Here is a 20,799-nt window from a genome sequence, read left to right as displayed (position 1 = left end):
TCCGGCGGGACGGCTGGCTGACGCAAAGGCGCCGGTCAGCCTCCGCCGACGAAGATCACCATCTCGATGCGGTCGCCTTCCGCGAGGGCGGTTTCGGCGTGGAGCGAGCGCGGCACGATCTCGAGATTGCGCTCGACGGCGACCTTGCGCGGGTCCAGACCCAGTTCTCCGACGAGATCCAGAATCGTCCGGGCGGAGACGTCTTTCGTATCTCCGTTGACTTGAATGCGCATACCGCTACGTCAGCCTTTCGCGCGGGTCGCTTTGACCTGCGCCGTCAGTCAGTTAAAAGGCCGCCCGATTCATGGGCGTTCCCGCGCCCGGAGCCTCACCGCAGGTAATGCCCGAAACGCCCGTCATCTACGTCCTGAACGGTCCCAATCTCAACCTCCTCGGGGTTCGTGAGCCGGATATCTATGGGTATGAGACGCTGGCTGACGTTCAGGCGCTGTGCGAACAGGCTGCGGGCGACGCCCGGGTGGTCTTCCGCCAGTCCAATCACGAAGGCCAGCTGATCGACTGGATCCATGAGGCCCGCACCGAAGGTTCGGCCCTGGTCATCAACCCCGCCGGTTACGGCCACACCTCCGTGGCCCTGCTGGATGCGCTGAAGGCCCTGGCGATCCCGGTGATCGAATGTCACCTGTCCAACCCGGCGTCCCGCGAGGAATTCCGGCACAAGACCTATGTTTCGCTGGTTGCGACCGGCGTCGTCGCGGGCTTCGGCCCGCAAAGTTACGAACTGGCCGTCAAGGCCGCGGTGAAGCTGGCTGCGGAACGCGCAGCGGCCGCCGCCCGTTCGTCCTGAGATCAAGAAGAAGGCTCGAGAGAACCCATGGCCGATCCGAAATCGTCCCCTGCCAAGATCAAGAACGAAGAGATCGACGCGACCCTGGTCCGCCAGCTCGCCGACATCCTGAACGACACCTCCCTGACGGAGATCGAGGTCGAGCGCGGCGAACTGCGCATCCGGGTGGCGCGTGAGATCGTCTCCGCCCCGGTGATGCAGTACGCCGCCGCCCCGGCTCACGCTCACGCTCCGGCTCCGGTCGCCGCCGCCCCCGCCGCCGCGGCTCCGGCCGCCGCTCCCGCCGCCAAGGCGGGCGAGACCGTGAAGTCGCCGATGGTCGGCACCGCCTATCTGCAGGCCTCGCCCGAGGCTCCGCCGTTCGTGAAGGTCGGCGACAAGGTCAAGAAGGGCCAGACCCTGATCATCGTCGAGGCGATGAAGACCATGAACCCCATCCAGGCCCCGCGCGACGGCGTTGTCGCCGAAGTCCTGGTCGGCGACGCCCAGCCCGTCGAATACGGCGAACCCCTCGTCCTGCTCGAGGCGTAAGCCATGTTCACCAAAGTCCTGATCGCCAACCGCGGCGAAATCGCCCTGCGTATCCACCGGGCGTGCAAGGAGATGGGCATCTCCACCGTCGCCGTGCACTCCGAGGCCGACCGCGGCGCCATGTGGGTGCGACTGGCGGACGAAAGCGTCTGCATCGGTCCGGCCCCGGCGGCCAAGAGCTATCTGAACATCCCGTCGATCATCGCAGCGGCCGAGATCACCGGCGCCCAGGCGATCCACCCGGGCTACGGCTTCCTGTCCGAAAACGCCCGCTTCGCCGAGATCGTCGAAGCCCACGGCATGACCTTCATCGGTCCCAAGCCGGACCACATCCGGGTCATGGGCGACAAGATCAGCGCCAAACAGACCGTCAAGGACGCCGGCATTCCGGTGGTTCCCGGCTCTGACGGCGAGGTCGAGACCGTCGAGGCCGCCATCGCGGCGTCCAAGACCATCGGCTTCCCCCTGATCGTCAAGGCCGCCGCCGGCGGCGGCGGACGCGGCATGAAGGTCGCCCTGACCGCCGACGACCTGGTCGAGGCCGTCCAGACCGCCCAGACCGAGGCCAAGGCCGCCTTCGGCAACGGCGCCGTCTACATGGAGCGCTACCTCCAGAAGCCACGCCACATCGAAATCCAGGTCGTCGCCGACAGCCACGGCAACGTCGTCCACCTGGGCGAACGCGATTGCTCCCTGCAGCGCCGCCACCAGAAGGTGCTGGAAGAGGCCCCCTCGCCCGCCCTGTCGGCGGCCCAGCGCACCGAAATCGGCAAGACGGTCAACAAGGCCATCGCCGCCATCGGCTATCTGGGCGTCGGCACCATCGAGTTCCTGTGGGAGGACGGCGAGTTCTTCTTCATCGAGATGAACACCCGCCTGCAGGTCGAACACCCGGTCACGGAAGCCATCACCGGCGTCGATCTGGTGCGCGAACAGATCCGCATCGCCGCGGGCCTGCCGCTGTCCTTCACGCAAGAGGACATCCATTTCGAGGGCCACGCCATCGAGGTGCGGATCAACGCCGAGAACGCCGAGACCTTCACCCCGTCGCCCGGCACCATCACCGACTTCCACGCCCCCGGCGGTCTGGGCGTGCGGCTGGATAGCGCCATCTACGCCGGCTATTCGATCCCGCCCTACTACGACAGTCTGATCGGCAAGCTGATCGTGCACGGGCGCGACCGGGCCGAGTGCGTGGCGCGGCTGAAGCGGAGCCTCGGCGAGATCGTGGTCGGCGGCGTCGACACGACCATCCCCCTGTTCCAGCGCCTGCTGGCCGAGCCTGACATCCTCAGTGGCGACTACGACATCCACTGGCTGGAGAAGTGGGCGGCCAAACGGGCGCCGGCAGCCTGAGCGACCCGGGCTTCAGCGCCAGTCCCTTCGGCGGCTTCGGCCCCGAAGAGCTGCTGAACTGCTATGCGACGGGCGTCTTCCCCATGGGCGAGGCGCGCGACGATCCGCGCATATTCCTCGTCGAACCGGACCAGCGGGGCGTCATCCCGCTGGACGGCTTCCATATCCCGACGCGGCTGAAGCGGACCGTCAGGGGCGAGCCGTTCGAGGTGAGGGTTTCCACCGCCTTCGACGCCGTGCTGGACGCCTGCGCGGCCCCGGGGCCGGGGCGTGAGGACACCTGGATCAACCGTCCGATCCGCCGGCTCTATCTGGCGCTCCAGGCCATGGGCCACGCCCACTCCATCGAATGCTGGAAGGACGAGCGGCTGGTCGGCGGCCTGTACGGCGTGACCCTGGGCGGCGCCTTCTTCGGCGAGAGCATGTTCAGCCGCGAGCGGGACGCTTCGAAGATCGCCCTCGTGCATCTGGTGGCGCGGCTGAAGCGGGGCGGCTGGCGGCTGCTGGACGCCCAGTTCCTGACCGAGCATCTGAGCCAGTTCGGGGCGGTGGAAACCCCGCAGGGCGCCTATCTGAAGCTGCTCAAGGCGGCGCGCCCCCTCAAGCCCAACTCCCGGTCGTTATACGAACCGATGACCGGCGAGGCGGCGGTCTTCTACGCCTTGCAGCCCACGACCCAGGCGTCATAGATCGGGTGCTGCAGGCCGCTGATCGCCGGCGTCGAGGCGAACATCCAGCCGCGGAAGATCTGCCGCGGCTCGCGGACGGTGGTTGTGCCCTTGGGCTCCAGGCTGACGTCCACATAGGCGATGGCGTCGGACACCAGTTCGTTGTCGGCCGAGACCTCGCAGGCGCGGACGCTGAAAATCAGGCTGTCGTTGAATCGTACGGCGCGACCGCCAACCACGACCTCGAACCGCATCCGCTCGGCGGTAATCTTGTCGATCGCCTCGATAATCGCGACGCGACGACGCTGGCGCGGCAGCGGGGTGTCGGCTTCCTGGATCTTCTCGTCGGCGGGGACCTTGGCGTCTTCCTTGGCCTCGGCGGCGTCGGCGACGGTCTCCTGCGGGGCGCCGGCCATGTCGACCGGCGTGGTGGGGACGATGGCCACCGGGGCCGCGGGCGCCGGAGCGCCGGCCGGAGCCGTCTCGACCGGCGGGGCGTTCCTCAGGATGTCGCCGACCGGATCGTTCGTCGGGCGCGCGTCCTGCGGCGGGCTGTTCTGCAGACCGCCGGCGACGACGACGCTCCCCGCCCCGACGACCGTCAGGGCGGCGACAGCGATGCCGATCAGGCGGGCGCGGTTCACTATTCGGGCTTCCAGGCTTCGTAGTCGCCCGTGGCGGCCGGGCGCACGCCCTCGGCGGCCAGCGAACCCGGCGGACGCCAGGCCAGCGGCGTGCCGGTCAGGTTCGGCTGGTGGTCCAGCTCCCAGGCGCGGCGCTTGAGCGGCTCGGCGGTCGGCGGCTCGTCGAAGGTGTAGTGCAGCCAGCCGTGCCAGTCGGGCGAGACCTTCGAGGCCTCGGCATAGCCGTTGTAGACGACCCAGCGGCGCTTGCGGCCGTCATAGCTCTTGTTGTCACGGCTCTCGTAGTAGCGGTTGCCCATCTCGTCCGTGCCGATCAGGTTCGCGCGCTTGGCGATCGTGAACAGGGTGCCGATGGTGGCGCCGTTCCACCAGGTGAAAATCTGAGCAAGCACTGAGTGGGAGTCCCATCGAATCCGTGGCGCCGGTCGGTCCGGCGACGCTGGCGCGATCATAGAAACCGGGAGGCTCCGCGTCCAGCGCGACGGCCTTTTCGCGCACATCAACATCTTGGGGGTAACCCCTGCCTGGCCCGCAACATCTATTGATGGCTGTGTCCCGCCTGCCTAGTCTGGGGAACCTTTCGGCGGAAAGAGACCCGCATGCGCTTCGCCTCCCGCTTCGTTCAGCCCGCGAGCCTGATCGCGACCGGCCCTCGCTGGGTCGAGCGGAGCGATTCGGTGGTCGAGATGATCGCGCCGGACGGCTGGTCCGACGCCCGCGTCGAGGCCTGGATGGACTGGGCCGACGGCCTGCCCCAGGATCTGCCCACGGGCATGGCGACGGAGACGGTTTCCCTCGGGCTCGAGGTTCTGGGCGGCCGGATTTCGGGCTGGGCCGCGCGACTGGCCGTCTGGGGCCGGTCGACGGGCGTCTTCGCCGGAGCCGCCGACGCCCGCACCTTCGCCGAGGAGCTGACCGCCAGCGTCCTGCTGGGACTGGCCGCCCCCGCCCGGGGTCTGAAGGACGGGGTGCGCCTGCCCGCCAGCATCGGCGCCCCGCCCGCCGCTACGGTTCTCGATCTGGAAGAGGCGTCGGACCTCAAGACCCTGACCGCGGCGCTGGACGCCCGGCGCGCCGCAAAGCTGGCCGAAAGCGCCGCCGAGGCCGCAGCCCGCGCCCTGTCGGCCGTCGCCGACGTCGTGGACCGCTGCGAAGGGCCGCGCGGCGACTGCGGCGATCCCGCCCGCAACCCCGCCCTTGCCCGCGCCGCCGGGGCCGCGCGCCGCGCCGGGGCGAGCGACCTCGACATCCTGCGCGCCATCGACGGCGAGCGGATCGTGATCGACTTCCCGCCGGCCCCGGCGGAGCGGATCGTCGCCGTCACCGACCGCGAGCCGTTCGGCTCGACGGAAGCGCCCGCCCGTCTGGCGGGACGCGCCGCCCTGACCGGCGACCTGATCCTGGCGTTCGACGCCGCCGACGCCCGGGCCGTGGCGGATCAGCCGCTGGCCGCCGCCTGCGCCCTGAACCTCCCCGCCCTCGCCGCGCTGGCTGAGGCTTCCGACTTCGCGCCCGCGCTGGAGGCCCTGACCCGGCTGTGGACCACGGCGCTGGAGATCGAGCTGACTTCCGGCTTCTCCGCCACCGTCGATCAGGCCCGTCGGCGTCAGGCGGTGCGGCCCGTCGCGCTCGGCCTGTCCGGCGCGGCCGAATGGCTGCTGACCCAGGGGCTCGTGCCGGACGAAGCCGGTCAGGCGGCCCTCGCGGCCGTGGCCGGCGTGGTCGCGGCCAGCGCGGCCCTGACCGCCTGCGAGCTGACCGAGGCTCTGGGCGCCTGCCCCGAAGGCCCGGCCCTGGCCGGAGAAGCGCTGGACTCCCTGCAACGCCGTCAGGGCCTGCTGGCCGCCTTCGACGCCCGCCAGTCGACGCCTCTCGCCGCCCATGCCGCCAAACTCACCGCCGCCGCCCGCAAGGCGATGAAGCGCGACGGCCGCCGTCATGGCTCCATCTCCCTGCTGATCGACGACGCCGAATTGGGCTTGCGGCTCGGCGCCCCCGCCTTCGCCCACGCCGCCCTGTTCGAGACCGCCGACGGCGCCGTGGAGCGGCATCTGTCGCCCGCCCTGATCGCCGCCATGGACGAGACGGACGCCGCCGCCGCCGAGCGCCGCCTGCTGGGCCGCCGCACCCTCGTCGAGGCGCCGGGCATGGACCACGAGGTCCTGCGCAACCTCGGCTTCACCGACGCAGAGCTGGAGTCCGTCGAAATCGCCCTGGCCGAGGTCGAGCGGCTGGAGGACGCCTTCGGGCCTCTGGTGCTGGACCCCGGCTATGTCCGCGACGTGCTGGGCATCGAGGGGGCCGGCCCCCTGTTGCCGCGTCTGGGTCTGTCCGCCGACGCCCTCGCCACCGCCGAGGCCTATGCGCTGGGCCATGCGGACCTGTCAGGCTGGGACGACGCGCCCGCCGCCCTCGCCGGGACCCTGAACCGCGCGCCCGCCGAAATCGAACGCGACCTGCGCCGCGCGGTCGAGCCGTTCAGCGATACGCCCGACGTCACGCCTGACGCCGTCAGCTGGCGCGCCACCGCCGCCGAGGCCACGGCGCTGCTGGCCACGGCCGCGAGCGAGGGCCGCCGCGCCATCCGCCTGCTGCCCGACACGGCTCCCTCCGGCCCCCTGCTCGACCTGCCCGAGCTCGAAGCCGCTCCGCGCCGTCCGGAGGCCGCCGCCGAAGCCCCGCCGACCGAGAAGATCGTCGAGCGCGTGGTCGAGCGCGACCGCACCCGCCGCAAACTTCCCGACCGCCGCAAGGGCTATATCCAGAAGGCGGCCGTCGGGGGCCACAAGGTCTATATCCACACCGGCGAGTATGACGACGGCGAGCTGGGCGAGATCTTCATCGACATGCACAAGGAAGGCGCCGCTTTCCGCAGTCTTATGAATAACTTCGCGATCGCGATTTCCATCGGGCTTCAATACGGCGTGCCGCTGGACGAGTTCGTGGACGCCTTCGTCTTCACCCGGTTCGAACCCGCCGGCCGGGTCACGGGCAATGACCGCGTCGGCTCGGCGACCTCGATCCTGGACTACATCTTCCGCGAACTGGGCGTCTCCTATCTGGACCGGACCGAGTTGGCCAACGCCGACGCCGAGCCGCTGGACGCCGACGGCCTGGGCGCGGGCAAGGCCGATGAACTGGTGCCCGCCGCCCACTTCATCTCCAAGGGTTTCGCCCGGGGCGCGGCGCCCGACAATCTGGTGGTCCTGCCCTTCGGCAAGCGCGAGCCGGAACAACGCACCGTCGCGGTCGCCAACGCCGACGCCTGCCCGGCCTGCGGCGACTTCACCCTGCAGCAGCGCGGCGCGGTCCGGGTCTGCGACAGCTGCGGCGCGGCGGAATCGAAGAAGGGATGATGCCGGGCGGCGGGCTCTACGATCAGTTCGCACTGAAACTCGGTCGCCCGCTCCCCAAGGCGGTCGACGCTCTGCTGCGCATACTCTGGTGGCCCCTGTTCCTTCTCAGCATGGCCTCGCTCTGGCCGCCGACCTATCCCCTCATCGAGACATGGCTCGCGGGTCACGGTGTTGATGTCGTTCTGCCTCCGGGCCGGGTAGTGATTCCGGTCATGACACTGCTGACCGTCTTCCTTCTGGGACACGCCGAACTGATCCGACGCCGCACTACGCTGATGACCGGCGTCGCAGGCCACGGATCGTAAACACCTCTGCGGTATGGGTCTTTCAAAGATCACAGAACCGGCCTCGCCGGTCCGGAGCCTGTCCGTGAAGAAAGCCCTCGCCCTGATCGCCGCCGTCGCGGCCGTCGCTACTCCGGTTCTGGCCCAGAACGCCGGACAGATCGCCAGCGTCCGCTCGGGCCACGACTGCCGCGGCTGCAACCTGTTCCAGGGTGATTTCTCGAACTTCGAGAAGCGCGGGCTGAACCTGACCGGCTCACGCCTGCGTCAGGCCGACTTCAGCCTGGCGGTCATGAACCGCACCCGCTTCGCCAATACCGACATGCGCGACGTCGAGGCCTATGGGGCGGTCTTCTCCAGTTCGAACTTCTCGGGCGCCAACCTGACGAACGCGAGCTTCGTCGGCGCCTATCTCGAAGGCGGGTCCTTCGCCGGGGCCACCCTGACCGGCGCCAACTTCTCGGGCGCCCAGCTGAACCGGGCCACCGGCCTGACCCAGCGCCAGCTCAACCAGGCCTGCGGCGACGAGGCGACTGTGCTGCCCGGCGGTCTGCATATTCCCGCCTGCTGAGCGGCCCGACTGTTACCGCGATTTAAGTAGGCTTTCAGGGGCTTCCGCTTCATTGAGGCGATGTGAAACAGATCGCAGCACTAATCCGTAACGCCTCCGCCGCCGCCCTCGGGATGGCCGCCGTGGCCTGCGCGACCCAGGCCGCCGCCGAGGTCCGCTTCAGCCTTCAGGAAGGCGGGGTTTCCCGCACCGTGACCCTGGGCGGATCCTGCAATCGCTGCGACCTTTCGGGCCGGAACCTGTCGGGGGCGACCCTGACCGGCGCCACCTTCACCAGCGCCACCCTGATCGGCGCCAATCTGCGCGGCGCCGAACTGACCGGCGGTAACTTCACCAACAGCGATTTCAGCCGCGCCAATATGACCGGCGTCGAGATGAACGGCGCCAACTTCACCTCCGCCGTCTTCGTCGATGTGACGATGAACGGGGCCGAGGCCACCGGCGGCGTCTTCGCCAACGCCAATATGGCCCGTGTCGTCCTGACCGGTGCGGAGATGAACGGCGTCAATATGAACAGCGCGGTTCTGCAGGATGCCCGCCTGGACGGCGCCGAGATGTTCGGCGCCACCCTGGCCAACGTCAACGCACGCAGCGCCTCGTTCCAGCATGTCGAGATGCAGGCCTCGAACATGACCTCCGGCGACTTCTCGGGCGCCAATTTCCGTGGAGCCACCCTGGACGGCGCCCGGTTGCGGGACGGCAATTTCGCCCGCGCCAACTTCACCGAGGCCTCCCTGCGCCGGACCGATATTCGCGGCGCCGACCTGTCGCGCGCCGTGGGCCTGACCCAGGACCAGGTCGGCGAGGCCTGCGCAGACGACAGCACCCGCCTGCCGCGCGGCCTGCAGATCGGCAACTGCCGCAGCCGGGTCTTCGTCCGGGTGTCCCCGCCGGCCCCGCCACGCCCGCCGGCGGTCCCGACTCCGCCCGTGCGCCACTACGCCTCGAACGACTGAGGCGCAGGACAGCCCGAACAGCAAAAAAGGCGGCCCTCGCAGGCCACCTTTTTCTTTTTCATACAACTGTTTCCGATCAGACCTTGATAGGAACCGCCGTGCGGATGTGGACGTCCTTGAGCTGACGCTCCTGCGCCTCGGTCGGGGCGTTCATCAGAAGATCCTCGCCCTGCTGGTTCAGCGGGAAGGCGATGACCTCGCGGATGGCGGTCTCGCCGGCCAGCAGCATGACGATGCGGTCGATGCCGGGGGCCAGACCCCCGTGCGGCGGCGCGCCGTAGCGGAAGGCGTTCAGCATGCCGCCGAACTGCTCCTCGACCACCGAGCTGTCATAGCCGGCGAGGTTGAAGGCCTTGAGCATGATCTCGGCCTTGTGGTTCCGGATCGCGCCCGAGCACAGCTCATAGCCGTTGCAGACGATGTCGTACTGATAGGCGCGGATGGTCAGGGGATCCTGGGTCTCCAGCGCTTCCAGCCCGCCCTGCGGCATCGAGAACGGGTTGTGCGAGAAGTCGACCTTCTTCTCTTCCTCCGACCATTCGAACATCGGGAAGTCGACGATCCAGCAGAATTTGAACTGGTCTTCGGCGACCAGCTTCAGCTCCGTGCCGACGCGCGTGCGGGCCAGACCCGCGAACTTGGCGAAGGTCGTCGGCAAGCCGGCGACGAAGAAGGCCGCGTCGCCCTGGCCCAGACCCAGCGAAGTCATCAGGGCCTCGGTCGGCTCCTGACCGAGGTTCTTGGCGATCGGGCCGCCCCAGGCGTTCTGGTCGTCCGACCAGAAGATATAGCCGAGGCCGGGCTGACCCTCGCCCTGGGCCCAGGAGTTCATCCGGTCGCAGAAGGCGCGCGAGCCGCCGGTCGGTGCCGGGATGGCCCAGACAGCGTTCTTCTCGTCAGCGCCCAGGATCTTGGCGAACAGGCCGAAACCGCCGTCGCGGAAGTGATCCGAGACGACCTGCATCTTGATCGGGTTGCGGGTGTCCGGCTTGTCGGTGCCGTACCACTTCATCGACTGGGCGAAGGTCAGGCGTTCGAAACCGGCGTGCTCGAACTGCTCTCCGAAGTCGTTGGTGAAGGTATGTTTGCCGTCGATCGGCGACACCGGCAGGCCGTTCGAGAACTCCTCGAAGACGCCGTGCATGACGGGCTCGATCGCCGCGAAAACATCCTCTTGCGTGACGAAGCTCATCTCGACGTCGAGCTGGTAAAACTCCAGCGAACGGTCGGCGCGCAGGTCTTCATCGCGGAAGCAGGGCGCGATCTGGAAGTAGCGGTCGAAGCCCGAGACCATCAGCAGCTGCTTGAACTGCTGCGGAGCCTGCGGCAGGGCGTAGAACTTGCCGGGGTGCAGACGCGACGGCACCAGGAAGTCGCGCGCGCCTTCGGGCGACGAGGCCGTCAGGATCGGCGTCTGGTACTCCAGGAAGCCCTGACCGACCATGCGTTGACGGATCGAGGAGATGACCTTCGACCGCAGGACGATGTTCTTGTGCAGACGCTCGCGACGCAGGTCGAGGAACCGGTTCTGCAGGCGGATTTCTTCCGGGTATTCCTGGTCGCCGAAGACCGGCATGGGCAGTTCAGCGGCTTCCGACAGGACTTCCAGGCCGGCGACGCGGACCTCGACCTCGCCGGTCGGCAGAAGGGGGTTCACGGTCGAGGGGTCGCGCATGACCGCCTCGCCATCGATCCTGATGACGCTTTCGGCGCGCAGACGCTCGACGATCTCGAAGCCCGGGGTCGACGGGTGCAGCACCAGCTGGGTGATGCCGTAGTGGTCGCGCAGGTCGACGAACAGCAGGCCGCCGAGGTCGCGCTTGCGGTGGACCCAGCCCGAAAGACGCACATTGGCGCCCGCGTCCGAAGACCGGAGGGCGCCGCAGGTGTGGGAGCGATAGGCGTGCATGGGGAAATTTCGTCTGAATCGGCCGGAAATCGGCGGGAATTGGAAGGCGCGGAAGGGCGCATCATCGCCCTTGAAAGTCAAGGTCGGAGCCGATCTTGCGACCTTGTCCACAGGGCGCCGAATCCACATATCAACGGGCGTCCAGTCCTTCGGAAGCCGCACATGTTCCTGATCGAGATCACCTACACCCGCCCCATCGAGGAGATCGAGGCGAAGACGGCCGAGCACCGCGCCTGGCTGGACGAGCAGATCGCCGACGGCCTGCTGATCCTGACCGGCCCCAAGGTGCCGCGCACGGGCGGCTTCCTGATCGCCCGCGGCGGCAAGTCGCTGGAAGAGGTCACCGCCATCATGAAGGAAGATCCCTTCGCGGCCCACGGCCTGGCCGATTATCGCATCGTCGAGTTCGCGGCGGGCCGCATCAATCCTGCTTTGGCCGAATTCGTCTGAAGCCACCCACAGGACGACCGTCTTGTCCCCGATGTCCCCCGTTTCCGTCGCCCCGCCGTTAACTGCGTTTCCGACGCGGGGTGGTAGGATGACACCATGCCGGGACGTCTCGCCATGACCGATCAACTCCGCCTGCCGCTGCAGAGCGACGTGCCCCAGGGCGCGTCGACCTTCGTGCGTTCGGCCTCCAACGAAGAGGCCGTGCGGGTGCTGGAGCGCTGGCCCGACGCGGCGGGTCAGGTCATGGCCATCTGCGGCCCCGCCGGCTGCGGCAAGAGCCATCTGGCGGCGATCTGGGCCGAACGGGTCGGCGCCGTCGCCCTGAACGGCGCTGAGGCCGCCCACCACGACCCGCTGGAGCTGGAGGGCCGCCCGGTTCTGCTGGACATCGCCCAGGACGCCGACGACGAGACCCTGTTCCACCTGATCAACCTGGCCCAGGCCGACGGCGGCGCCCTGCTGCTGGTCTCGCGCCCCTCCCCGCGCTTCTGGAAGGTTCAGGTGCCCGACCTCCGCTCGCGGCTCGACTCGATCCGGGTCACGGCAATGGAAGAGCCCGACGACGTGGTGCTGGCCGCCATCCTGCGCGCCCGATTCGCCGAACGCAGCATCACCCCGACCGATGAGCTGATCGACTATCTGGTGCGGCGTATCGACCGGTCCGCGGCCGCCGTCGAGGACGTCGTCGCACGGCTGGACGAGCAGCATCGCCCCGTCACCCGAGCCCTGGCGCGTCAGGTGCTGGAAGCCGTCGGCGCCGAAGACGACGAAGAGAACTGAACAGCGAGGTTGCAGCCGTCACGAACGCGCTCCACAACCTGTATCCATGTCCGACGCCGTGATTGCCGACACCACCACCGGAGAAGAGGTCCCCTCTTCCCGCGCGCCGCAGCTGGCCCTGTCCGAAGAGCTGATGGCCTCGCCCGAACGGTTCTTCAACCGCGAGATCAGCTGGCTGAAGTTTAACGCCCGGGTGCTGGAGGAAGCCGCCAACCCCACGCACCCGCTGCTGGAGCGGCTGCGGTTCCTGTCGATCTCGGCCAACAATCTGGATGAGTTCTTCATGACCCGGGTCGCGGGCCTGAAGGGTCAGGTGCGCGAACGGGTCCGGGTGCTGTCCTCCGACGGCCTGACGCCCGCCGAGCAGCTGGAAAAGGTCAATCTGGCCGCCGGTGAGCTGATGGCCGAGCAGCAGTCGCGCTGGGCCCAACTGCGCAAGGAGCTGACCGAGGCCGGCATCGAGGTCATCCATTCGGCCAAGATCACCCGGACCGAGCGCGACCGGCTGGAGCCGGAGTTCCTGAACCAGCTGTTCGCGGTCCTCACGCCCCTGGCGATCGACCCGGCCCACCCCTTCCCCTTCCTGCCCAACCTCGGCTTCTCGCTGGTGCTCAAGCTGCGCCGCCACGCCGACAACCGGGTGCTCTACGCCCTGGTGCCCGTCCCGACCCAGGTGCGCCGCTTCTGGGAGCTGCCGGTCGACGGCCGCTCCAAGCCGGGCCGCCGCCGGTTCGTGACGCTGGAAAGCCTGCTGCTGTTGTTCATCGACCACCTGTTCCCGGGCTGCGAGGTGCTGGAACGCGGGCTGATCCGCCTGATCCGCGACTCGGACATCGAGATCGAGGAAGAGGCCGAGGATCTGGTTCTCGAATACGAGGAGGCGCTCAAGCAGCGCCGTCTCGGCGAGGTGGTGCGGGTCAAGATCGAGGCCTCGACCCCCGATGACCTGCGCGACTTCATCGTCACCGAGCTGAAGGCCGCCCCGCAGGACGTGGTCATGGTCCAGGGCATGCTGGGTCTGGCCCAGCTGTCCGAGCTGATCCCGCCGGGCCACCCGGACCTGAAGTTCCCGGGCTATGAGCCCCGCTATCCCGAACGCGTCCGCGACCAGGGCGGCGACGTCTTCGCTGCCGTGCGCGAGAAGGACATCCTGATCCACCACCCGTTCGAGAGCTTCGACGTCGTGGTCCAATTCCTGCGTCAGGCCGCGCGCGACCCCAACGTCATCGCGATCAAACAGACGCTGTACCGCACCTCCAAGGACAGCCCGATCGTCGCGGCCCTGATCGAGGCGGCCGAGAACGGCAAGAACGTCGTGGCACTGGTCGAGATCAAGGCCCGCTTCGACGAGGAGGCCAACCTGCGCTGGGCCCGGGCCATGGAACGGGCCGGTGTCCACGTCGTCTTCGGCTTCGTCGAGTACAAGACCCACGCCAAGGTCAGCGTCGTGGTCCGGCGCGAGGGCGATGCCCTCAAGACCTACTGCCACTTCGGAACCGGCAACTATCACCCGGTCACGGCCAAGGTTTACACCGACCTCAGCCTGTTCAGCTCCGACCCCGTCCTGGCCCGCGACGCCGGCCGGGTGTTCAACTACATCACCGGTTATGCCGAGCCTGAGGAGTTGGAGGCCCTGGTCGTCTCCCCCATCAATATGAAGGCGACCCTGATCGAGCTGATCGGCAAGGAGATGTCGGCGGCGGCTATGGGCAAGCCCGCGGCCATCTGGGTCAAGCTGAACGCCCTGGTCGATCCCGAGATCATCGACGCCCTGTATCGCGCCAGCCAGTGGGGCGTGCGTATCGAGCTGGTCGTGCGCGGCATCTGCTGCCTGCGTCCGGGCGTGCCCGGCCTGTCGGACAATATCCGGGTCAAGTCGATCGTCGGCCGCTTCCTCGAGCACAGCCGGATCATCTGTTTCGCCAACGGCAAGGATCTGCCGCACGACAAGGCCAAGGTCTTCATCTCCTCGGCCGACTGGATGGAGCGGAACCTCAATCGCCGGGTCGAGCTGATGACCCCGATCCGCAACGCCACCGTCCACGATCAGGTGCTGGACCAGATCATGGTCGCCAACCTCAAGGACGACGCCCAGAGCTGGACACTGGACGCGGACGGGAACTATGTGCGCGTGACCCCGGCCGATCCGGAACGGCCCTTCTCGGCTCACAAGTATTTCATGACCAACCCCAGCCTCTCTGGCCGCGGCCGCAAGGTGAAGAACAAGCCCGAAGCCCTGCGCTACGTGCGTCCCTCGCGTTGAGCCCGACCTAGGTGATCGAATCCTACATCGCCCCGCGTGAGGCGGCGGTCGTCGATATCGGCTCCAACTCCGTGCGTCTGGTCCTGTACCGGCTTGAGGGGCGCGCCATCTGGACCGTATTCAACGAAAAGGTCCTGGCGGGTCTGGGCCGCGACCTTCCGGAGACCGGCAAGCTTTCGCCCGCCGGCGTCGAGATGGCCCTGACGGCGCTGCGCCGGTTCGCGGCGGTGCTGGAGGGCGTACGACCGGCCTATCTCCACGTCGCCGCCACCGCCGCCGTGCGCGAGGCCATCGACGGTCCGGAGTTCTGCAGCCGCGTGGCCGCCGAGACCGGGCTTCAGGTCCGCGTCCTGTCGGGCGAAGAAGAGGCCCGCTATTCGGCGCTCGGCGTGCTGGCGGGCGACCCGACGGCAGAGGGCGTCGCGGCCGACATGGGCGGCTCCAGCCTCGAACTCATCCGGCTGGAAGGCCAGACGCTCAAGCCCGGGATCACCCTGCCGCTGGGTCCGTTCAGCCTGGCCGACCCCGCAGGCTTCGACACCGCTCGTCTGCGCGCCACCATCGCCGAACGCCTCAAGCCCGCGGCCAGGCCCTTCGCCACCGACAGTCTGCACGCGGTCGGCGGCGGCTGGCGCTCGCTGGCCCAGCTGCACATGGCCATGAACGGCTATCCGATCCGGATCGTCCACCAGTACGCCATGAACGCCGAGGACGCGCGCGGCGTGGCCCGGCTGGTGGCACAGCAGTCGCGCGCCTCGCTGGACCGCCTGCCCGGCCTGTCCAAGAAGCGCGCCGAGACCCTGCCCTACTCCGCCCTGGTGCTGGAGGGGCTGATCGATCGTCTCGGGCTCAAGACCATCCATTTCTCGGCCTGGGGTCTGCGCGAGGGGCTGTTGTTCGAGGCCCTCGACCGCGACGAGGCCGTCCAGGACCCGCTGATCGCCGGTTGCGCGGCCCTGGGCGGCCGTCAGGGCATCTCGCCGACCCTGCCCGGCGCCCTGCGCGGCTGGCTGGAGGAGGTCATCACGGCCCTGCCCCCGGCGTTCGGCCGACAACGCGACGACGTCCTCGCCTCGGCCGCCTGCCAACTGGCCGACCTCGGCGCCCGGCTGCATCCCGACCACCGGCTGGAACTGGTCTTCGATCAGGTGCTGCGCGCCCCGATCCCGGGACAGAGCCACGCCGAGCGCGTCTTCCTGGCCTGTGTGCTCAACGCCCGCTACGGCGGGTCTGCGGCGACGCCGGATCCCGACGTGGTCGAAAAGCTGCTGGACGAGCCCGCCCGCCAGCGCGCCCGCGCCCTTGGTCTGGCCATGCGCCTCGGCTGCGACCTCTCGGGCCGCTCGCCCCAGTTGCTGGCCAATGCCTCGGTCACCGTCGATCGCGGCCTGCTGCGCCTGACGGCGTCCGAGGGCTATGCCGACGTCCTGATCGGCGAACAAACCCGCCGCCGCGCCAAGGCCCTGGCCGAGGCCATGAAGCTCAAGCTGGACATCTAACGAGCGCCGGTATCATTCTCCCCGCGAAATCAGGGGGAGATGACCATGGCGGTCACCGGCATCGGCGGATTGTTCTTCAGGGCAAAAGACCCCAAGGCGCTCGGCGCCTGGTATCTGGAACACTTGGGCGTCGGGGCGCCCGAGGGTCAGTTCGTCTGGGACCAGCAGGCCGGCCCAACCGTCTTCGCCCCGTTCAAGGCCGACACCGACTACTTCCCGGCCGAGAAGCAGTGGATGCTGAACCTGCGCGTCGAAGGGCTCGACGAGATGATGGCCAGCCTCCGGGCGGCTGGCGTCGAGATCATCACCAAAGCCGAATGGGACAGCCCGGAGGTCGGCCGCTTCTGCCGCCTGCAGGATCCCGAAGGCAACCAGATCGAACTCTGGGAACCGTCGAAATAGGCCCTTTCGGGCCTATTCGATCTCGACGACCTCGACCCGGGGGCCATTCAGGACCAGGGCGATCTCGCCGCGCTTGAGCTTGAGCGCGTCCTCGCCGAACAGCTGACGCCGCCAGCCGTGCAGGGCCTCGACCTCGGCGGTGTCCGACAGGGCGATCTTCTCGAGGTCCGCGACCGTGGCGATCAGCTTGGAGGCCACGCCCGCATTGTCGCTCTTGGCCTTGAGCAGGACCTTGAGCAGCTCGACCACCGACGGCGGCGCCGGCTGATTGTGCGACGGCCGGTCCAGCTTGGGCGCATGGGCCTCCGGGTCGGCCATGACCCGCTTCAGCTCCTCGATCAGCTCCAGACCCAGCCGCGAGCCGCCGAAGCCCTTGGGCACCGAGCGCAGGCGGTTGAAGGCCTCGATGTCGGTCGGGGCCTGGGTGGCGATCTCGTCGATGGCCTCGTCCTTGAGGATACGGCCGCGCGGCTGGTCGCGATCCTGCGCCGCCGTCTCGCGCCACACCGCCGTCGCCTTGAAGGCCGCAAGGTATTTGGCCGAGTATTTCTTGGGCCGCAGACGCTTCCAGGCGTTGTCGGGCGTGGTGTCATAGAGGGCGGGATCGACCAGATCCTCCATCTCCGACGTCACCCAGTCCAGACGGCCTTCCTTGGCCAGCCGGTCGCGCAGCTTGGGATAGAGCGCGGCCAGATGGGTCACGTCGCCGATGGCGTAGGTCAGCTGGGCCTCCGACAGCGGGCGCCGGGCCCAGTCGGTAAAGCGGCTGCCCTTGTCGAGATCGACCTTCAGCATCTGGCGCACGAGCGAATCGTAGCTGACCTGATCGCCGAACCCGGCGGCCATGGCGGCGACCTGGGTGTCGAACATCGGCTTGGGCATGGCCCCCAGCTTGACGAAGATCTCGGTGTCCTGACGCGCTGCGTGGAAGACCTTGATCACGGCCGGATCGCGCAGGATGTCCAGGAAGGGCTCAAGATCCAGACCGTCCGCCAGCGGATCGATGATCGCCTCATGCGTCGGCGTCGCCGCCTGGATCAGGCACAGCTTGGGCCAATAGGTTGTCTCGCGCATGAACTCGGTGTCCACGGCGATGAACGGGGCCTGCGCTACGGCCTCACAGAATGCAACGAGCGCGTCATTGGTGGTGATTGGCGTCATTCGGATGCTATAGCCCCGCGCGACGCCTTTGTGGCAAGAGCCGCAACACATTTCAGCACCGATTCAGGCCCCCCGACCATGACTGACAGCCCCGAAACGCTGAAAAACGGCCTGACCTACGCCGATGCGGGCGTGGATATCGACGCCGGCGAACAGCTTGTGGACGCCATCAAGCCTCTGGCGAAGTCGACTCGCCGCCCCGGAGCCGAGGCTTCGCTGGGGGGATTCGGCGCCCTGTTCGACCTCAAGGCCGCCGGATTCGAGGATCCGCTGATCGTCGCCACCACCGACGGCGTCGGCACCAAGCTGAAAATCGCCATCGAGACGGGCCGTCATGACGGCGTCGGCGTCGATCTGGTCGCCATGTGCGTCAACGATCTGCTGGCCCAGGGCGCCGAGCCCCTGCTGTTCCTCGACTACTACGCCACCGGCAAGCTCGAGATCGACGCGGCCCGTCGCGTGGTCGCCGGCATCGCTGAAGGCTGCCGTCAGGCCGGCTGTGCCCTCGTCGGCGGCGAAACGGCCGAGATGCCCGGCATGTATGCGGGCGGCGACTACGACCTGGCAGGCTTCTCGCTCGGCGCCGTCGAGCGCGGCCAGGCCCTGCCCTACCTTGATCGCCAGTTCGCCGGCGATGTCATCATCGGCCTGGCCTCCTCGGGCCCGCACTCCAACGGCTATTCCCTGATCCGCAAGGTGGTCGAGAAGTCCGGCCTGTCGTGGGGCGACGACGCGCCGTTCGCCAAGGACCGCTCGCTGGCCCAGGCCCTGATGGAGCCTACCCGCATCTACATCAAGCCGGTCCTGCCGCTCATGAAGGCCGGTCTGGTCAAAGGCGCGGCCCACATCACCGGCGGCGGCCTGATCGAAAACCCGCCGCGCTGCATCGCCGAGGGCCTGAGCGCCGAGTTCGACTGGGACGCCTGGCCCGTGCCGCCCGTCTTCCAGTGGCTGGGCGAGGTCGGGGGCATTTCCGACCACGAACTGCGCCGCACCTTCAACTGCGGCGTCGGCTTCATCCTCATCGTCGCGCCGGAAAACGTCGAGACGGTGCTGGAAGGCCTGCTGGAGGCCGGCGAAACGGCCTTCGTCTGCGGCCAGTTGGTCTAGTTCAAACCGAGTTCGAGGAGGTCCGATGCGCAACCTGATCCTGGCCGCGACGGCCGCCTTCCTCGCTCTCCCCGCCGCCGCTCAGGCCCAGACCCCGGTCGCGGCCGAGCAGCCGCTGCTGCATGAGATTGCGGGCCAGATCCAGCCCGAGCGGATGCGCGCCGACATCACCAGCCTGGTCGGCTTCGGCACGCGCCATACGATGTCCGAGACCCGCTCCGAGACGCGCGGCATCGGCGCGGCCCGCCGCTGGACCGAGCGTCAGTTCCGCGCCATGAGCGCCGACTGTGGCGGCTGCCTCGAGATCGCCCTGCCCGCCGACACCGTGACCGGCCGCCGTGTGCCCACGCCCACCGAGGTCGTCGACGTCCTGGCCATCCAGCGCGGAACCGGCGATCCAAACCGCGTCATCGTCATCTCCGGCCATATCGACAGCCGTGTCACCGACGTCATGAACTTCACCGCCGACGCGCCCGGCGCCAATGACGACGCCTCGGGCGTCGCCGCCGTGCTGGAGGCCGCCCGCGTCCTGTCGAAACAGAAGTTCGAGGCGACGCTCGTCTATGCCGTCCTGTCCGGCGAGGAACAGGGCCTCCTGGGCGGCAAGATTTTGGCCGACTACGCCAAAGCCCAGGGCTGGACCGTCGAGGCCAATCTGAACAACGACATCGTCGGCAACTCCCAGGGCATGTCGGGCGTGCGCGACACCACCCGCATCCGCGTCTTCTCCGAAGGCACCAAGTCGGTCGAGACCCCGGAACAAGCCGCCCAGCGCCGCTACAACGGCGGCGAGGTCGACAGTTCCTCGCGCAACCTCGCCCGCTTCATCGACTCGATCGCCGACCGCTACCTGACCAATTTCGACGTCGAGATGATCTATCGCACCGACCGCTTCGGCCGCGGCGGCGACCAGACGGAAATGCTCAAGGCCGGCTTCCCCGCCGTGCGCATCACCGAAGGCGCCGAAAACTACAACCACCAGCACCAGGACCTGCGTACCGAGAACGGCATCGTCTATGGCGACACCATCGACGGCGTGGACTTCGGCTATCTGGGTCAGGTGGCGCGTCTGAACATCGTGACCATGGCGGCCCTGGCCAAGGCGCCGACCGTGCCAACCGGAGTCGCCATCTCCGGCAATGTCTCGCCCGACACCACGGTCAAATGGACCGCCGTCCCCGGCGCGGCCGGCTACCGCGTCTGGTGGCGCACGACCACCGCCCCGCAGTGGACGAACAGCCGCTGGGCTGGGTCGGCGACGGAGCTGGTGCTCAAGGATATTCCGATCGACGACTATTTCTTCGGCGTCTCCGCGGTTTCGGCCGACGGCTATGAGAGCCCGGTCGTCTTCCCCGGCCCGGCCGGCGCCTTCGTCTCGGAAACGCCTCCCCCGGCGGCGCCCGCTTCCTGATGCCCGAGACTGCGAAGGACCGGGTGAAGGTCGGGATCCTGATCTCCGGCGCCGGGTCGAACATGGCCGCCCTGATCGACGCCTCACAGGCCGGGGACTGCCCCTATGAGATCGCCCTGGTGGTCTCCAACAAGCCGGACGCGGGCGGCCTTCACGTCGCCCAGGCCAAAGGGATCGCGACCGACGTCGTCGATCACCGCGACTTTGGCAAGGACCGCGAGGCCCACGAACGCGTCGTCAACGCTGTCCTCATGGCCGAGGGCGTTCAGGTCGTGGCCCTGGCCGGCTATATGCGCATCCTGACGCCCTGGCTGGTGGAACGCTGGGCGGGGCGGATGCTGAACGTCCACCCGTCGCTCCTGCCCCTGTATCCAGGCCTCGACACCCACGCCCGGGCCATCGAGGCGGGCGACGCCGAGGCCGGCTGCACCCTGCATATCGTCACCGACGGCGTCGACGAGGGTCCCATCCTCGGTCAGGCCCGGGTGCCGATCATCAAGGGCGACACGTCCCACAGCCTGGCCGAGCGCGTCCATGTGGCCGAACACCAGCTCTATCCGCGCGTGCTCGCCGACTTCTGCCGGGATCTGCATTAGATTTTTGTAATGTAGGCGTTTCCGCCGCGACAAAACGCCTCGCC

21 protein-coding genes are annotated in these 20,799 nt (G+C 68.3%); 16 read left to right on the top strand and 5 right to left on the bottom strand.

From position 1 onward, the window contains the following. Positions 1 to 35: 35 nt before the first annotated feature. The gene (thiS, locus tag AC07U0_RS09735; protein ID WP_494719828.1) at positions 36 to 233 is read right to left on the bottom strand and encodes a sulfur carrier protein ThiS; all 198 of its coding nucleotides are present in this window, start codon (positions 231 to 233) and stop codon (positions 36 to 38) included. A gap of 107 nt (positions 234 to 340) precedes the next feature. Here thiS and aroQ point away from each other — a divergent pair, with 107 nt between their 5' ends. Genes aroQ through aat form a run of 4 tightly spaced genes read left to right on the top strand, consistent with a single transcriptional unit; the run spans position 341 to position 3,384 of the window. Next, positions 341 to 808, top strand: a complete 468-nt coding sequence (gene aroQ / locus AC07U0_RS09730) for a type II 3-dehydroquinate dehydratase (RefSeq protein ID WP_494719827.1) — start codon at positions 341 to 343, stop codon at positions 806 to 808. A gap of 27 nt (positions 809 to 835) precedes the next feature. Beyond that, on the top strand, positions 836 to 1,339 hold the full coding sequence (accB, locus tag AC07U0_RS09725; RefSeq protein WP_494719826.1) for an acetyl-CoA carboxylase biotin carboxyl carrier protein: 504 nt from the start codon (positions 836 to 838) through the stop codon (positions 1,337 to 1,339). Positions 1,340 to 1,342: 3 nt separating this feature from the next. Beyond that, positions 1,343 to 2,695 carry an acetyl-CoA carboxylase biotin carboxylase subunit gene (gene accC, locus AC07U0_RS09720; protein ID WP_494719825.1) on the top strand — a complete coding sequence of 451 codons (1,353 nt, stop codon included), beginning with the start codon at positions 1,343 to 1,345 and terminating at the stop codon, positions 2,693 to 2,695. Continuing rightward, positions 2,692 to 3,384: a leucyl/phenylalanyl-tRNA--protein transferase gene (gene aat, locus AC07U0_RS09715; RefSeq protein WP_494720272.1), complete on the top strand. Its 693-nt coding sequence runs from the start codon at positions 2,692 to 2,694 to the stop codon at positions 3,382 to 3,384. Before accC ends, aat begins: the two co-directional genes overlap by 4 nt. On the opposite strand, the gene AC07U0_RS09710 is transcribed toward aat, so the two are convergent. Together AC07U0_RS09710 and AC07U0_RS09705 are read right to left on the bottom strand one after the other, a co-directional pair. Then, positions 3,351 to 4,007 carry a DUF2155 domain-containing protein gene (locus tag AC07U0_RS09710; RefSeq protein ID WP_494719824.1) on the bottom strand — a complete coding sequence of 219 codons (657 nt, stop codon included), beginning with the start codon at positions 4,005 to 4,007 and terminating at the stop codon, positions 3,351 to 3,353. The genes aat and AC07U0_RS09710 overlap by 34 nt on opposite strands. Continuing rightward, a complete protein-coding gene (locus tag AC07U0_RS09705; RefSeq protein WP_207931735.1) occupies positions 4,007 to 4,399 on the bottom strand; it encodes an NADH:ubiquinone oxidoreductase subunit NDUFA12 in 393 nt (130 codons plus the stop codon). The genes AC07U0_RS09710 and AC07U0_RS09705 overlap by 1 nt, the downstream gene beginning before the upstream one ends. A 207-nt stretch (positions 4,400 to 4,606) precedes the next feature. On the opposite strand from AC07U0_RS09705, the gene AC07U0_RS09700 reads away from it, so the two are divergent. The 4 genes from AC07U0_RS09700 to AC07U0_RS09685 all read left to right on the top strand — a co-directional run bounded on the left by AC07U0_RS09700 (position 4,607) and on the right by AC07U0_RS09685 (position 9,174). After that, positions 4,607 to 7,363 carry a TSCPD domain-containing protein gene (locus AC07U0_RS09700; protein WP_494719823.1) on the top strand — a complete coding sequence of 919 codons (2,757 nt, stop codon included), beginning with the start codon at positions 4,607 to 4,609 and terminating at the stop codon, positions 7,361 to 7,363. Beyond that, positions 7,360 to 7,668: a hypothetical protein gene (locus tag AC07U0_RS09695; protein ID WP_494719822.1), complete on the top strand. Its 309-nt coding sequence runs from the start codon at positions 7,360 to 7,362 to the stop codon at positions 7,666 to 7,668. Before AC07U0_RS09700 ends, AC07U0_RS09695 begins: the two co-directional genes overlap by 4 nt. A 13-nt stretch (positions 7,669 to 7,681) precedes the next feature. Beyond that, complete coding sequence (locus tag AC07U0_RS09690) at positions 7,682 to 8,218, top strand: pentapeptide repeat-containing protein (protein ID WP_494719821.1); 537 nt, start codon at positions 7,682 to 7,684, stop codon at positions 8,216 to 8,218. Positions 8,219 to 8,280: 62 nt separating this feature from the next. After that, positions 8,281 to 9,174, top strand: a complete 894-nt coding sequence (locus tag AC07U0_RS09685) for a pentapeptide repeat-containing protein (RefSeq protein ID WP_494719820.1) — start codon at positions 8,281 to 8,283, stop codon at positions 9,172 to 9,174. 76 nt (positions 9,175 to 9,250) lie between these two features. On the opposite strand, the gene aspS is transcribed toward AC07U0_RS09685, so the two are convergent. Then, complete coding sequence (gene aspS / locus AC07U0_RS09680; protein ID WP_494719819.1) at positions 9,251 to 11,083, bottom strand: aspartate--tRNA ligase; 1,833 nt, start codon at positions 11,081 to 11,083, stop codon at positions 9,251 to 9,253. Between the two features lie 162 nt (positions 11,084 to 11,245). Here aspS and AC07U0_RS09675 point away from each other — a divergent pair, with 162 nt between their 5' ends. The 5 genes from AC07U0_RS09675 (at position 11,246) to AC07U0_RS09655 (ending at position 16,477) form a co-directional block, all read left to right on the top strand. Next, entirely contained in the window at positions 11,246 to 11,533 is a 288-nt protein-coding gene (locus tag AC07U0_RS09675; RefSeq protein ID WP_494719818.1) for a YciI family protein, read from the top strand. 114 nt (positions 11,534 to 11,647) lie between these two features. After that, a complete protein-coding gene (locus AC07U0_RS09670) occupies positions 11,648 to 12,313 on the top strand; it encodes a P-loop NTPase family protein (RefSeq protein WP_494719817.1) in 666 nt (221 codons plus the stop codon). A 46-nt stretch (positions 12,314 to 12,359) separates the two neighbouring features. Further along, positions 12,360 to 14,576, top strand: coding sequence for an RNA degradosome polyphosphate kinase (locus AC07U0_RS09665; RefSeq protein ID WP_494719816.1), 2,217 nt, complete (start codon positions 12,360 to 12,362; stop codon positions 14,574 to 14,576). Between the two features lie 11 nt (positions 14,577 to 14,587). Continuing rightward, positions 14,588 to 16,075 carry a Ppx/GppA phosphatase family protein gene (locus tag AC07U0_RS09660; RefSeq protein WP_494719815.1) on the top strand — a complete coding sequence of 496 codons (1,488 nt, stop codon included), beginning with the start codon at positions 14,588 to 14,590 and terminating at the stop codon, positions 16,073 to 16,075. A gap of 45 nt (positions 16,076 to 16,120) precedes the next feature. Beyond that, entirely contained in the window at positions 16,121 to 16,477 is a 357-nt protein-coding gene (locus tag AC07U0_RS09655; protein WP_494719814.1) for a VOC family protein, read from the top strand. A gap of 12 nt (positions 16,478 to 16,489) precedes the next feature. Here AC07U0_RS09655 and rnd read toward each other — a convergent pair whose 3' ends face one another. Next, positions 16,490 to 17,638, bottom strand: coding sequence for a ribonuclease D (gene rnd, locus AC07U0_RS09650; protein ID WP_494719813.1), 1,149 nt, complete (start codon positions 17,636 to 17,638; stop codon positions 16,490 to 16,492). Positions 17,639 to 17,716: 78 nt separating this feature from the next. Here rnd and purM point away from each other — a divergent pair, with 78 nt between their 5' ends. The 3 genes from purM to purN are packed head-to-tail and all read left to right on the top strand — an operon-like array spanning position 17,717 to position 20,755. Further along, entirely contained in the window at positions 17,717 to 18,748 is a 1,032-nt protein-coding gene (gene purM / locus AC07U0_RS09645) for a phosphoribosylformylglycinamidine cyclo-ligase (protein WP_494719812.1), read from the top strand. A 25-nt stretch (positions 18,749 to 18,773) separates the two neighbouring features. Further along, positions 18,774 to 20,159, top strand: a complete 1,386-nt coding sequence (locus tag AC07U0_RS09640) for a M20/M25/M40 family metallo-hydrolase (protein WP_494719811.1) — start codon at positions 18,774 to 18,776, stop codon at positions 20,157 to 20,159. After that, on the top strand, positions 20,159 to 20,755 hold the full coding sequence (purN, locus tag AC07U0_RS09635) for a phosphoribosylglycinamide formyltransferase (protein ID WP_494719810.1): 597 nt from the start codon (positions 20,159 to 20,161) through the stop codon (positions 20,753 to 20,755). Before AC07U0_RS09640 ends, purN begins: the two co-directional genes overlap by 1 nt. Positions 20,756 to 20,799: the final 44 nt, after the last annotated feature.

The sequence above is a fragment of the Brevundimonas sp. GW821-FHT02A10 genome (genome assembly GCF_059422025.1).
This window is presented reverse-complemented; position numbering and strand designations above follow the sequence as displayed.